Annotated in this window: 12 protein-coding genes and 1 pseudogene; 9 read left to right on the top strand and 4 right to left on the bottom strand. The window is 58.2% G+C overall.

The window, feature by feature from the left end; translation table 11 throughout:
• Window positions 1–12: 12 nt before the first annotated feature.
• From QBJ92_RS02180 to QBJ92_RS02160, 5 genes and pseudogenes are all read left to right on the top strand, one after another.
• Complete coding sequence (locus tag QBJ92_RS02180; RefSeq protein WP_277968050.1) at window positions 13–738, top strand: fimbrial biogenesis chaperone; 726 nt, start codon at window positions 13–15, stop codon at window positions 736–738.
• Window positions 713–3061 (top strand): fimbria/pilus outer membrane usher protein, encoded by a 2349-nt coding sequence (locus QBJ92_RS02175; RefSeq protein ID WP_277968049.1) that lies wholly within the window; start codon window positions 713–715, stop codon window positions 3059–3061. Before QBJ92_RS02180 ends, QBJ92_RS02175 begins: the two co-directional genes overlap by 26 nt.
• Before the next feature lie 111 nt (window positions 3062–3172).
• Complete coding sequence (locus QBJ92_RS02170; RefSeq protein ID WP_277968048.1) at window positions 3173–3676, top strand: Csu type fimbrial protein; 504 nt, start codon at window positions 3173–3175, stop codon at window positions 3674–3676.
• Between the two features lie 25 nt (window positions 3677–3701).
• Complete coding sequence (locus QBJ92_RS02165) at window positions 3702–4208, top strand: spore coat protein U domain-containing protein (protein ID WP_277968047.1); 507 nt, start codon at window positions 3702–3704, stop codon at window positions 4206–4208.
• A gap of 497 nt (window positions 4209–4705) precedes the next feature.
• Window positions 4706–5506, top strand: a pseudogene (locus tag QBJ92_RS02160) (IS5 family transposase); the annotation flags it as partial.
• 54 nt (window positions 5507–5560) lie between these two features.
• Here QBJ92_RS02160 and QBJ92_RS02155 read toward each other — a convergent pair.
• From QBJ92_RS02155 to QBJ92_RS02140, 4 genes are all read right to left on the bottom strand, one after another.
• Window positions 5561–5965, bottom strand: a complete 405-nt coding sequence (locus QBJ92_RS02155; protein WP_277968046.1) for a hypothetical protein — start codon at window positions 5963–5965, stop codon at window positions 5561–5563.
• 424 nt (window positions 5966–6389) lie between these two features.
• Window positions 6390–7811, bottom strand: coding sequence for a phage terminase large subunit (terL, locus tag QBJ92_RS02150; RefSeq protein WP_277968045.1), 1422 nt, complete (start codon window positions 7809–7811; stop codon window positions 6390–6392).
• A complete protein-coding gene (locus QBJ92_RS02145) occupies window positions 7804–8181 on the bottom strand; it encodes a DUF5681 domain-containing protein (RefSeq protein WP_277968044.1) in 378 nt (125 codons plus the stop codon). Before QBJ92_RS02145 ends, terL begins: the two co-directional genes overlap by 8 nt.
• Entirely contained in the window at window positions 8174–9571 is a 1398-nt protein-coding gene (locus QBJ92_RS02140; RefSeq protein WP_277968043.1) for a site-specific DNA-methyltransferase, read from the bottom strand. Before QBJ92_RS02140 ends, QBJ92_RS02145 begins: the two co-directional genes overlap by 8 nt.
• 1072 nt (window positions 9572–10643) lie before the next feature.
• Between QBJ92_RS02140 and QBJ92_RS02135 the strand changes: the two genes are divergently transcribed.
• The 4 genes from QBJ92_RS02135 to QBJ92_RS02120 all read left to right on the top strand — a co-directional run bounded on the left by QBJ92_RS02135 (window position 10644) and on the right by QBJ92_RS02120 (window position 13234).
• Window positions 10644–11231, top strand: a complete 588-nt coding sequence (locus QBJ92_RS02135) for a hypothetical protein (protein WP_277968042.1) — start codon at window positions 10644–10646, stop codon at window positions 11229–11231.
• Window positions 11228–11539, top strand: a complete 312-nt coding sequence (locus QBJ92_RS02130) for a hypothetical protein (RefSeq protein WP_277968041.1) — start codon at window positions 11228–11230, stop codon at window positions 11537–11539. The genes QBJ92_RS02135 and QBJ92_RS02130 overlap by 4 nt, the downstream gene beginning before the upstream one ends.
• A gap of 685 nt (window positions 11540–12224) precedes the next feature.
• The gene (locus tag QBJ92_RS02125) at window positions 12225–12773 is read left to right on the top strand and encodes a DNA/RNA non-specific endonuclease (protein WP_277968040.1); all 549 of its coding nucleotides are present in this window, start codon (window positions 12225–12227) and stop codon (window positions 12771–12773) included.
• A 41-nt stretch (window positions 12774–12814) separates the two neighbouring features.
• Window positions 12815–13234 carry a hypothetical protein gene (locus QBJ92_RS02120; RefSeq protein WP_277968039.1) on the top strand — a complete coding sequence of 140 codons (420 nt, stop codon included), beginning with the start codon at window positions 12815–12817 and terminating at the stop codon, window positions 13232–13234.
• Window positions 13235–13653: the final 419 nt, after the last annotated feature.

Raw genomic sequence — 13653 nt, 5'->3', positions numbered from 1 at the left:
ATTGGTAACCATATGAGCATCTTAGGACATAAATCCGGTTGTTGGGCGACAGTCGTTGGAATTATCTCAACTAGCGCCGCTGCGACCGCGCAGTCTCTTGAGATCGCGCCGATTACGGTTGATCTCCCCGCGGGTCGGTTGTCGAGCACCATCCGCATCACCAATCGCGGAACGACGCCGACAACTGTGCAGATCCGGTCGTTCGCGTGGTCCCAACCGGTCGGTGGCGAGCAGCTCGATCCGACGAGGGAGATGGTCGTCAGCCCGCCGTTTAGCACACTGGCCGCAGGGGATACGCAAACCGTACGGATCGTGCTGCGCAAGGCCGCATTGGAACGCGAGGCGTCGTACCGACTGCTGGTCGATCAGCTCCCGGCTACGGCGGATGCCGGCTCAATTCGGGTGGCTTTGCGGATCTCACTGCCCGTCTTCGCCGCCGCCGCCGGCGCGGCACGCGCGCGCCTGACGTGGAAGCTGGTCGGAGCAGACCCGGTCAAGCGCACGCTCGTCATCCGCAACGACGGGACGCGCCGCGCCAAGATCTCTGCGTTGAACCTTCCGCAAGCGGCGACCGTGCCGGGATTTACCTTTCGATACGTTCTGGCGGGGAGCGAAGTCGCGATTCCGGTCGAGGCGGGGACGTCCGGCTGGGCCGCAGCAGGTGCGACTTTGCACGTCTCCGCCACATCGGACCAAGGCAGGGTGGAGGCAGATGCGCCGATCGTGCCTGCCGCTTAATGCTCTTGCCGGGTGGCTGTTCGCGGTATCACTGTTCGTCCCCGCGTCGCTCGCGACCGCGCAGGCGGCGGGGCCACGCGATCTCCTGCTCGAAGTAGTCGTCAACGGCGTAGATACCGAGAAGGTCGGCGCGTTCCAGGAAAAGGACGGACGGTTGTTCGCGACCGCCGAGGAATTGCGCGCACTCGGCTTTGCTACGCCCACGGCGACCGCCGACGATGCTCTCGTTGATCTGGCAGAGATCGTCAGCGTGCCGGCCATAGTTGACGAACTCGCGCAGACGATCGCGCTGACCGTTCCGGTTCGCGGCTTGGCGGTGCACCGGGTGACGGGCGACTTGGGGCGCGAACAAGTGCGGACGAGTAGCTCGCCGATGGGGGTGTTGCTCAATTACGATATAACCGCGACCGCGCATGAGGGTACGTTCGACGCTTATGGTTATGGTTCGGCGCGGGTATTCGGCGGGTCTGGCACGTTCCAGAACGACTTCATCGTCGGGCATTCGCGCACCGGCTTTCATGCGGTCCGGCTTGCCAGCACCTACGCCTATTCCGATCCGAAACGGTCTCGGACCTATTCGGCGGGGGACGTAATTTCGGGGGCCTTGCCTTATACCCATCCGCTTCGGCTCGGCGGGGTGCAAGTCTCGACCGACTTCGCGCTGCGCCCCGACCTGATCACTTACCCCGTCCCAATCATTACCGGGGGCGCGACGGTGCCGTCGACGCTCGACGTTTTCGTCAACGGCGTTCGGCAACTCAGCACGTCGGTCGAGGCGGGGCCGTTCGCGGTGCCGCAGCTTCCGATCGTAACCGGGGCTGGTCAAGTGTCGGTGGCAGTTCGCGACATCACCGGACGCAGCGTCGTGCAGACTTCGTCCTTCTACGTCAGTCAGACGTTGTTGAAGCCCGGCCTGTGGGCGTATTCGTTCGAGGCCGGTGCGATCCGCAAGGGTTACGGTGCAGAAAGCTTCGCTTATGGGAGACCGGCGGCGTTCGGAACTCTGCGGCGCGGCATCACCCCGGGGCTGACGGTAGAGGGGCATGCCGAGACGTTTGGCGGACTCGCTTTGGTGACGGGGGGCGCCACGATCGGCATCGGTCGTTTTGCGGTCGCGAGTGTGGCGCTCGGCGGAAGCCGATCGTCCGCCGGGACCGGATGGCAATCCTATGTCGCGATCGAGCGGACGACTCGTCAATATCATTTCGGGGCTTCGGCGTCTTTGCCGAGCAAGCACTTTCGCGATCTCGGCCTGATCGCGGACGATCTTTCTGCCGGTCGCACGGTGCAGGTCAACGCCGGGTTGGTCCTCGGACGCCAAGGGTCGTTCAACGTAGCCTTCACGGACGTTGTGCAACGCCCGATTCGGCCCGCCTTCGTATCCGGCGTGGCGACCGTGATCGACCCGGGGCGTGCGTCGATCGTGTCCGGCACCTATTCGCGCGACGTTTTCGGACGCGCTTATCTGTACGTCACTGCTTATGACAATCTGTGCATTCACGATCGCGCCATCTCGGTCGGCGTCACCCTTCGCCTCGGGGGGCAACGCACAATCAGCGGGTCGTTCGAAAGCGCGTCGCGGCAAGCGGTGGTCGAAGCGAGCGACCCGGCGGTGGCGCCGGGCGACATCGGCTGGCACGTCTATGGCGGACATGGCGCAAGCGATCGGTTGCTCGGGGAAATGTCGTATCGTGGAAGCGTGGCGCAGGTCGGGGTGGGGATCGACCGGTCGGGCCGCTCGACGGCGCTACAGGCGACCGCGCAAGGCAGTGTCGTCTTGCTCGGCGGAAGCGTCTATGCGGCACCGACAATCAGCGACGGGTTCGCGCTGATCGACACGCAAGGGTTTTCGAATGTCGCGGTCATGGTCAACAACCGTCCCGCAGGGCACACCGGTCGGAACGGCAAGCTGTTGGTGCCTGGGCTGGTCTCCTATCAGCCCAACGCCATCTCAATCGATCCCGGCGACCTTCCCCTCGATACGCATTGGGACAGGCTTGACACGCAGGTTGCCCCCAACGCCCGGTCGGGAGTGGTGGCGCGGTTCGGAATTCGACGGCAGCATGAATTGTTGCTTACGCTCCGGCTGGAGAGTGGAGCGTTCGTCCCGCCGGGCGCGAGCATCGTCGTGGACGACGGCGCGGTGGTGACGACAAGCGGCTTCGATGGCCAAGTGTATTTCCCCGATCTCCCCGGGCAGCACAGGCTTACCGCGACCCTGCCTGATGACACGCGCTGCGACGCAAGCTTTCCGCCCTCCGGCGGAGACGACCTCGGGGGCGAAGTCGGCGTCCTATGTCGGCGCCATCCGACGACGCCATAATATATAAGACCACAATGGAACAAAATTTCGTAAAAATACGCTTTAACATTGCATTAACAACTTAGAAGTACAACAAGTTGGGTATAAAACAATAGAACAAAAGGATACATAATGACAGAAAAGGTAACATTGCGCCTCCGACATGCTGCGGTCATTATGTCGGTGCTGTCAACTTTGGGCATGGCAGGCGAAGTACAGGCTGCGACCAGCAATTCGTCGATGGCGGTTTCGGCGAATGTGCAGGCTACCTGCGCGATCGCTGCAAACCCGCTCGCCTTCGGCACCTATTCATCGAATCAATTGGATGCGGCTACAACTATCGGCGTCAACTGCACCAACACCACGACCTACAGTGTGTCGCTCGACACGGGGAGCGGGACCGGTGCTACGGTCGCACAGCGCAAGATGAGCAACGGAGCGCAGACGCTTACATATACCGTTTACAGCGATGCGGCGCGCTCGACGCTGTGGGGCTCGACGATCAACACCAACACTGTCGCAGGCACAGGAACTGGGTCGAGCCAGTCCCTTAACGTCTACGGTCGCATTCCCGCCGGGCAATTGCCGACGCCGGGCGCATATTCGGACACGTTGACCGCGACGATCACCTACTGATCGGCGGTTGGCGTTAGACACGGACATGAACCCGCCAGGCTTGCTCTTTCGGCCGTTTAGGATTGTTGCGGCGGCGCTACTGCTGACGATCCTTGGAATGGTAGGGTGGGTGGGGCCCGCGCAGGCGCAGTCCTGCGCGATATCTGCGGTGCCTATGGCGTTTGGTGCCTACAATCCACTGACCAAGGCCGCCGTCAACACGACCGCTACGGTCACGACGACGTGCACCGCGCTGATTATTGCCGGGACCTATTCGATCGCCATTGGCGCGGGGCAGGGCGCCACGCCCGCCACGCGGTACCTTGACAACAATGGCAACCGGCTAAACTACCAGATTTATACCGATGCCGCCCGGACCCGCGTCGCGGGAGACGGGGTTGCCGGAACGTCGATGGTGACCGGAACGATCGCCCCGCTGGTCGGGCTTATAACTGCGTCACGAACCGATACGCTCTATGGGACGATCGCTGGCGGGCAATCAGCGGTGCCCGGGAGCTACGGCGACACGATTATCTTGCAACTAACCTATTAGGTGTTTGATTCCGCTGTGTGGTGGTACGACTGACCAACACGTATGGCGGAGCGGTTAGGGCCAGCGGCCGGGCACATGAACCAACGTCGGAAGTCTTTTTGTTGGCGCGGTCATTGAGCTACCTGGGTAAATTTGGCGGGTTTACGGTATCGTCCGTTTCGGTTCTCAGCCACGCCAGCATGAAGTTCCTGGATAGCTTGTACGCTCCATTGGCACTCGGTCCCCCGCCCTGACCGGCCCGGCCCCCAGGTGAGCTGGGAAGATCTCCGCGTATCTTCCATTTACGAATAGTCACAATGGCTACTCCGCAAAGCTTGGCAACATCCGTCGTGGCGCGTTGCTCGCTCATAAAATCACGTCCCTGGCGGAAGGTGCGAAGAGAAGGGGGCAGCATTTTGCCGTTATCAATTAAGTACCGTCGATGAAGTCGGCGACAGTCTCTTTTGTACTACCTGGTCCAGCTTCCTTATGCGAATATTGCAAAACACCTGAGGGCCATGATCCATTTATGTGAGGCGCGATCTGATTCGGACTTTGCGAGGGGACCGAGGAAAAGCGACCTGTACTGGCTGGCCAACAAGCAGATAGCGCGGCTCGATCTATATTTTCAAAGAGGCACTGCAGGCCCCGAGCTGATGACCGCGGGTTTTTTTGGAGCGGCATTATGTTTGTCAACCGCAACGGCTTGGGTTGGTGCGATGCGCCCAGGGAGTATGGCCCTACAAGATGCTCTACAACCAGTGGAAGCGGTGGGGCGAAAGGCCCGTATTGCTCTCCATGATGGAGAGTTTGGCCGCCGCGAGTACTACTTCCAAGATAATCATGATCGACGCGACTTACCTGAGCGCACACCGCGCGGCATCGAGCCTGCGGGTTAATAAGGTGGCCTTGGGCACCTCATCGGACGCACTAAAGCAGGTATGAACACCAAGCTGCACGCCGTCGCCGATGCCAAAGGAGGACCGCTCAGCTTATTTAGGACGGCTGGCCAGGTCAGCGATTACAACGGCGCTGCCGCGCTACTCGCCGAACTACCCGAGGCGCAGTGGATGCTGGGCGACCACGGCTACGACGAAGAGTGGTGCAGGTACGCCCTTCAGGCAAAGGGCGTCACGCCCTGCATTTCGGTCCGAAAATCGCGGATCATGCCCGTCAAATACGACAAGCGCCGCTACCGAAGCCGGAGTTGTATCAAAATAATATGCGGCCGTCTAAAGGACTTGCGCCGCATCGCCAGTCGTTACGATCGATGCCCAACTGTCTTCTTCTCCGCTATCGCGCTCGCCGCCACCGTTATCTTAGATCTCCAATCAATGACTCGTGACCCTAGTGGCAATCAACCCCGCAGAAGGTCAGTGCTCGTGCACACGTGGATTGCGGATAGGCCCTAGCAGCTTCTGCTCTTCGAACACTACCGCGACCCGTAAAGCATCTACCAGTGGAAGGAAGCGTCGGATAAAGCCCTCAGGCGCATCAAGTACACGGCGGGTTGGCCATTCGCTATTGCAAAGCGCGATGTCTCCCCGCCAATGCATCACCAGCCGGTTGTGTCTGGCGACAAGCTCAGCACCGAGTAGGCCTTCTTGAATTGCCTTGGTTGTCTCGAGTGACTCGTCATCGACATGCGCCTTCACGGCTCGGACAAAAGCAAGGCGCAGTCGCACCAAATCATCTCCCCGCCTCATGCGCGCCGCGTTTAGTATTGCCCCGGCAAGATGGATCAAATCGTCATGTTGATCTTGTAACTGTGCAACCATGTAACCTCCTGGACAGGAGCGATTTGCCAATGTCATGGTTACGATAGATTAACTTGTGACGCGATTGGCGAGAATTGAGACTAATGTCTATGAAAATCGGATTTTAGTGATTGCTCTCGGTGACCTATGACGCGGTCACATACCCGATGCCAAGCTGTGCATGTAGACCATGCTAAACTATGTTAACTATTTAGAGCGACAGGGGGGTGCAGACCGGCTGTGGGCCGTATGCCATTAGTGCAACTTGTGCCAATAGATTCTATTTCGATGTTACTCTCACGGCGGCGGGCAACGCCGACGATCTCCACGGCAATGCCCTGTTTCGGACTTACAACCGCAAGCGTAAAAGCCTGTAGGGCAGCAGACATCAATAGCTGTCGCCAACCTAGTCACGTACAACGTAGAACCAGAATTTACCCAATATCTATTTTTTAAATATGATAAGTTTACCTACGTCCGATCGCTCTGTTATCCAATGAAGAAACTGGCTGACGCTATCGACTTGATCATCGTGTTTACCGTTCGGAAACTGGAGTATCTCAGATTGAAACGTTGCTAACCAAGACTTTTCTAGTGGAAGATGCACGTGGCCTTGTTCGATCCACGCCGTCTGCGCCGCCATACGCGTAACCTTGTCCTCTTTCGGAACTCGCGCGATTGGCCGTGGCAACCGCTCGTCATCTTCTTCCTGAAGCTGAGCGATCAACTGCGTGCCCGACCCTTTGTCCTCAATCAAGAGTACATCAATGCCCCACCTCTGGGCTTGAGTGTAGACTTGGCGCTTCAGATCGGGGAAGGTCACCCGGCCACGCCACACATCCATCAGGTAATAGTCGCGCCCTTTTATCAGCCATGTCGTGCATACCGAAAAGTCGTTTAACTCGCCTGCCTTTGAAGCCGTATCCCAGCTCTGTACATAGCGGTCACCTGCCTCGACCGACAACTCTGCCGTGTAGCGCTTGAACCAACTCCATTTTACGATTTCGCCATCGTCAGGTACTGGTTCCTGTTGATACTGCGCGGAGAAGGTTTGGCTACCCATTGAACGACGGCGTTGCGCTAAGGTCGCATGATCTTCTCGAATTGGGTCGAGCAAATCACCAACCCGACGGTCGTGCCAAAAGTTCGAGCGGATTGCGATCCGCTCGTCCCGTGTTGCAATTGCCGGTAGGTTAAGGTGTGTCCAATCGCCTGCTTCGTTCTCGAGCAAATAACCTGACAGATCATCGACATGCACTCGCTGTTGAACCACGATGATGACCGAGCGGCGGGCATTGTTCGCCCTTGAGACGAGCGTGTTTTGATACCACTCGATCACTTTCTGTCGGCCCGCCGCAGAATGTGCGTCACTCGCCGGATTTGGATCGTCGATCACGAACACGTTTCCGCCTAAACCGGTGAGCGCCCCGTCGATCGAAGTCGTGTAGCGTGAGCCCCGCTTGGTGGTTTCGAAGTCATGTGTCGCCGCCCGGCCGCCCAGACGGGCAGCCGGGAACACTTCTTGGTACCATCGCGTCTCCATGACCCGCTTGGTGTCGCGCGCGAACTTGAGCGCGAGATCGGCTGCGTATGACACCGCCACCACACGTTCGGTTGGATCATGACCGAGCATCCAAGCGACGAACGCTACTGATGCCGAAATCGACTTTCCGTGCCGGGGAGGGATGTTAATTATCAGCCGCCGGATTTCTCGCCGAGAGCACAGCTCCAAATGATACGCGACGGCTTGTAAATACCAGCTGATTTCTACCCTGTCCGCCGGCGAGACCTCCCGAAAAGTACGATCGAGAAATGCGCTCAGGTGCTGCCGGCAAGCCATACCGAAGGCGGCCTGCACGTCATTCATTTAGGCCCCCTTCCATAGGGGTGCCGTTGCCGGAGATGCGATCGATTAGGGCCTGCAGCGCAGCCGCACTGTCCGGATCGAGCGTCTCGTCACCTGGCGTCGGGTCGAGCTGTCCGCTTGCACGCAAGATCGCCATGACAATCGCCGACGCCTTTGGATCGCAACCAATCGCTTTATTCCAGAGATTGGTGGTCCACGCCTCCAATCGGGTCATCTTCACTGGCTTGCCGTCGACTTTCAACGTTATCTTCTCATCGCGAAGTTCGTTGAAGATAGTCAGCATATTGCGCGACTTGGGGGGGCGCCCACGGCGGTTTGCCGTATGACCAGGCAGCATAGTACCATCCGGGCGACGATCGGAATCAGCCATGGTTCGCCTCCCCCTGCGTCGCAGCCGGGTCGCGCGTGATATTTCTTTCGGCTTCTACCTGCGCGAACGTCAGGCCGGTCTCGACGTGAATCGCTTCCGTACCGGTGACATTCTCGAACCGGCAAGCTATCGCGTCGACGTACTTCGGGTCGAGCTCGATAAGGCAGGAGACGCGATCCACTCTCTCTGCCGCAATCAGGGTAGAGCCCGAGCCGCCAAACGGGTCCAGCACCACCTCACCGGGATCGCTACAATCGAGCAGGATGTCTGCCAACATGCCGACCGGCTTGCACGTCGGATGCGTTGCCAGTGCCGCGTCTCTGCCCTTCCCGAAACTGTTAATGCCTGGGTAGAAGAGCACATTGGCTCGATTGCGGCCATATCGACCGAGGCCGATGTTGTTAGTGTGAGGCGCTGAGCCATGCTTGAAGAAGCCGATCAGCTCGTGTTGCGATCGGTACATCGACCCCATGCCAGCGTTGTCCTTGCACCACACCAGCATGTTCTTCTGCTCGAAGTTGGCCGTCGCCGCGGCTGCGACCAACGCGTCATAATTGCGCCAGTCCATGTAAACGTAGAGCAGTGCTCCATCGACGAGGTGCAACTTCGCGGTCTCTAAAAACTCTGCCAGAAATGCACTGAAAGCTGGCTTTGTCATCTCGCCGGCAGCCATGATAAAGTCTGTGTGCTTCTTCTTACCGTTGCCTGACACCACCCCTTCGATCTTCAGGTTCCAAGGCGGGTCGGTAACAAGCGCTCGCACCTTTCTTCCGCCTAATAAGATACTTAGAAGCGCTTGATCTCGGGCGTCGCCGCACCCGAGTATGTGCCGGCCCAACTGCCAACGGTCGCCGAGGCGGCTGACCGGCTCGCCAATGCCAAGTGCTACCGGCTTGTCGTCGTCGCTAAGCTCAGTCGCCCGATGCCGCCCGTACATCGTGTCAATTTCAGCAATGGCGAAGCCGCTTGAGCTGAGATCCAGCTCCGGGGCGACGAGTTCGATCTCTTCAAGTTCGAAGCGGAGGGCGTCTTTATCCCATTCCACCCCTTCAGGCAGCTTATTGTCCGCGATTGCGAACAGACGTAGCTGAGCATCGGTTAAGTGTTCGACGCGAATAACCGGCACGCTGGTTAGCCCAAGCGCCTTTGCCGCGTCCAATCGGGTCTGACCGGCTACAATCTGGAGTTCGGCATCCACGATAATTGGGACAAGGCAGCCGAACTCCGACATGCTTCGTGCGACGCGCTGAATGTGCTGGCGGCTGCGCCGGCGAAGCTGTCGTTCTACCGGTTTTAAGAGCGTGGGAGTGACGTAATCCACACGCAAAATTATGCCCGCCATATTGGTCGGGCGCTGCAAGCTTGCGGGCTCAAGCGGATCTTCAGACATGCTAATGGCACTCCAGACGACGCGCGATGCATGCAGCGATAACTACATCAACAGCGCAGGATTTTTCTGAAGTGGCCCTCGGCTTGCACCACCGTCCTGGTGAAATGCACAACCGCCTCGGCATGTTGGGAGCTCTCCGTGAGCTGGATCCTTGGCCTTAACGGGTCACCAGAGTTACTTGGGCTTCCCCATTGAAGCAGTCAAGGACCTCGCTGGGCGGATCCGGCTTGAAACGATCCAGTTGATAATCGTGTGATGCCTGATCGGTACCTGTTCTGTTTCTAAGGCTTTTCGACATATTCTGCTTGATTACCAAGGAGTTGTGCTCGCCTTCGCCGTCAGGGCCACCTGTTTAACAAGCAAAACCCCTGTAAAACGACCCTTATCAGGCGTTTGGTACCGAGAGACCGGTTCGCTCCAGACTGCATGGCGCACCAGTCTTTAGATGACTAGGCATAGTACAGGACGATGGTTGGCTTCCGATTGGGCGGCCAGCGCGTTGTCTTGACTTGTTGGAAAATGTTGCTCAAATGTTCTCGTCGTATCGATGGGGGCAAGGCGGCATGGCACAGTCTGCAAATGACGAGCGACAGACAGCGTTTTCTCGATGGCTGCGAACAGGCAGACTTCCACGCATTTCAAGTCCGGACGTTGTCGAGTTCAAATTCAATCATTGGCATGATCCTGCCGACGGTCAGTTCACTTTTGCCGGATCAGGCCATTACCATGGCGGTGCCGGGCAGAAACCAGAGCCGGACCCCAGTAATCGTTCACCAAGAGTCGGTCATCGCGGACAGCGTGGGGCAGGGTTGCGAATGGCGACGATACCGCGCAGGGAAACGGTATCTTCCGAAAAGCCGATACGCGTTGGCAAAAGCCCGGGAGCTCACTCAACTCCTCCTAATCGGTCGGTAGTCAATTCCTCGCGACCGGTCGATTCGCCAAGCCTGATTGCGGAATTCGTCGGAGGAGTCGGCGAGGCCTTCACGACGTCGCCTCGGGCACTGTCACCGGAGCGTATTGCGTACTCACGACCAATCCCATCACCACAGTCCAGAATATCGGGATTGGCGTGGCGCGTACAATCGATGCAGTGCTCGTCGCCGACGCTACGCCGATGCGCATCCACATCTCGCGTGCAGCGGATGCCGCTGCGAACGCCTCCGCGCACGATTGGGGGAGAGCAACGGGGCTAGTCGCTGGCAATGTCGTGGTGGCAGCAGTGCCCGGGGCAGTGATATCCAAAGTCTCAGCATTACGCGCAGCGAGTGCGATTGCGTCGGAGACTCTCTATAAACCGCCGGTAATTCATTGGGTGAAAGAAAATTTAAATAGTACAAAGGCCTGGAAGGCATACAATGATGCAGCAACTGGTGCGCAGGCGGGCTTGGCGCCCGCATCGGCTCGAACGATGGCGGATGGCTCGGTAAGACTAGTCAAGTTCGATGGTGTATTTGAGCATTACGTCGTCGATCGAAAGTGGGCGATAAGGGATATGCCACATGCCCGAGCACAGGTGCTGCGCCAAGCGGATGTTCTGGCACAACACGATATAGTTGGACTGTGGGAAGTGCCTACACCCATCCAAAGAGTTAAAGCTTTCAAACTTTTAAAGAAAACGAACGTCACGAACATTGGTGTCAAGGTAATGAAACCATGATAGCTGCTCAGGTCGCGCGAATCATTGCTAACTTTGTCATCTTTTGTGAGTTGTCGGACGACGACGTCGTTGATCCCGACGAGGCTTGCGAGGTGATGGAGTTTCTTGGCAGTCAGCTTGAAGCGATGGACAAACCTTTCCTGAGGGAACTCGTCGACGCGTTTCCGATAATTGCCGTGGAATACACCGGTGAGGCGCAGGAATTGGTACGTGACTTGCCGTACGGCTTCTATCTTGAAGAAGCACTTGCTTCGGATGACCCTGTGAGGCTGGCCGAGCTGGAGGCCATACGGGATGCGAGGCCGTAGATATCGAAACGAAGCGTAAAGCTGGAGTTGCGATCAATCGCGCTGTTCTATCCTGTCAACAGCGGTGCTCTTCGATCGTCTGGGGTAATATAGAAATTTTCCAATTATCCAAGTGTCCGTCTTTGTCCTATACGGGGTGCCGGTCTTTAAACTACGCCACCTATTGGAGCGGCCTTGTCGATTGCGACGGCCTGCTGGTATGCCGTTTTCTCGATTTTCCGGAAAATGTTGTTCAGATGTTCTTGCCCCAGAGGTAGCGGGGGCGGCACGATTCAGATAGCCGATACCGAGCTAGCCGATACCGAGCGGCGACGGGCTTCTTCGGTTTGGTTGCGGACCGGTAGATGGCCGACCGTTACCACTGCCGACGACTTCGAAGTGAAATTCAATCCTTCGCATGATCTGGCTAATGGACGGTTTACGTTCTCGCGTTCGGGGCGCGCTTACGGGCGCACCGGGGGGAATGGATCCTCCGGTAGCGGGAGGTCCGGCAGCGGCGGGAGTCCTCGGCCACGATCCGCAGCGGCGCCGCACTCTCGATCTGCGTAGAATTTCCATCAGCCACGCGCAGCTCCGTCGCCCAATCCCCAAGACATAAATTCGCGCCCAGTGGCGGCATCGCCGAGAGCCGCCAAGCCAAGCCCCAACGCCGAGATTGGTTGGGCTGGTGGGGGATTTACCGCTGGTGGCGGCGGTCGCTTCGGGGGTGGCGGGGCTTCATCGAGCGAGCTCTGGATTGATGATCCAGTACAGCAGCGGCAAGTTTCAGACAGAGCCACAGCAAAGAGAAAGCAGCAAACAGCAGATTCGCGGACAAAGCTTGAAGAACGGCCCGGAATTTTTAGTATTGTGCCACAGCTGCATCGCGAAGTTCGCAACGGTTACGAATATCAGATCGACGACAAGGGGCGAACGCGACGTTTCCGGTGCACTTGTACTGGCCGGCAAGAAGATGCGGTCGCGCACGGCACAGGCGCAGGCAGGCGACGTAGAGTGGCAGCCTTCGGATGATGGCGGTCGCTACAACGCTGCGCAATTCAATTGGCCAACCGAGGCGTTCAATCACTTCGCGCGGAATGCCAATTTCAATCGCGGCGGTTATCGCGTGCTCGAGGATGAATGGGCGAGAGACAAGCGCACCGGACGTGCCGTGACGGTCAGAATCGTCCCGCAGTTCGATGGCGGATCGGTGCGCATCGGTGATCGATGTATGGTGGACGGTCGACGGCAATAGAAAGAGCGCGAAGTTTCGCAACGAACGATCGGAGAGAAACCGTGGGAAATGACGAAATCAACGCCCTGCTCAACGAGATTGGGCAATTGCTGGCGGCGGATCGCGATTATCCAGTCGAACCCACGCTCCTCTATGCCCAGCTCGACGACAACATGGTCGGAGAATCGATCTTCAAGGAACTGGGCAATCAGGTCCTCTATCGTTGGGCGGTAAACAGGCGATTGCCTGATGCGTTGCTTGAACTGTGGGAGGCGCAGGAGGGCGAAGAGCGATGGATGGAGCTGGAGTATCTGTGTCACGACGGCAGGTTTGAGGTCGTCTATATCTACACCGACGAGATTGATCCCAACGAGGATGTCGTCGAGCGTCGCGCGCGTGCGGTTCAACGGCGTTTCGGGGAGAAGCCGATTGTCTATCCGCCCTGGCCACCCGAAATCGAGGGGCTGGATTATAATCTGTAGGGTGCGAACTTCTCGACCGTCAGGCGTAGGCAGAGAACCCGCGACTGCGGTTTTTTCGACACGGTCGTGATCACCGATGTTGTCTCGTGTCTCGAGTCTCGGTGAGATCGTGTTTGCCGTTTCCTAGTGGATGGCGTCGCTGGTGCGAAGTCACTTCGATACGAAGGCGCTTTGCGGGTTGGCGGCGACCATCGCGGCACCGTCTAGGTCGAGGAGATCCACGTCTGCGATCGCAGAGCCTTCTTCTCTGCGCGGTGGTGTCTTTCAGCTGAAACGCTTGCAACGTGCGTCTCGACAGTTGTTCGATCACTGCGTCCGTTCCGGCGGAGGCGTCGATAACGTTCCAGTTCGTCCGCCAGCGGCTGACCTAACGGACTGCCCAGGATTCGGCGTCCTTAAGTGTCGAAAATGTCATGGAA

The sequence above is a fragment of the Sphingomonas echinoides genome, from assembly GCF_029623395.1.
Classification (GTDB): Bacteria; Pseudomonadota; Alphaproteobacteria; order Sphingomonadales; family Sphingomonadaceae; genus Sphingomonas; species Sphingomonas echinoides_A.
The sequence above is the reverse complement of the archived record's forward strand: the minus strand, read 5'-3'. Positions and strand labels throughout refer to the sequence as shown.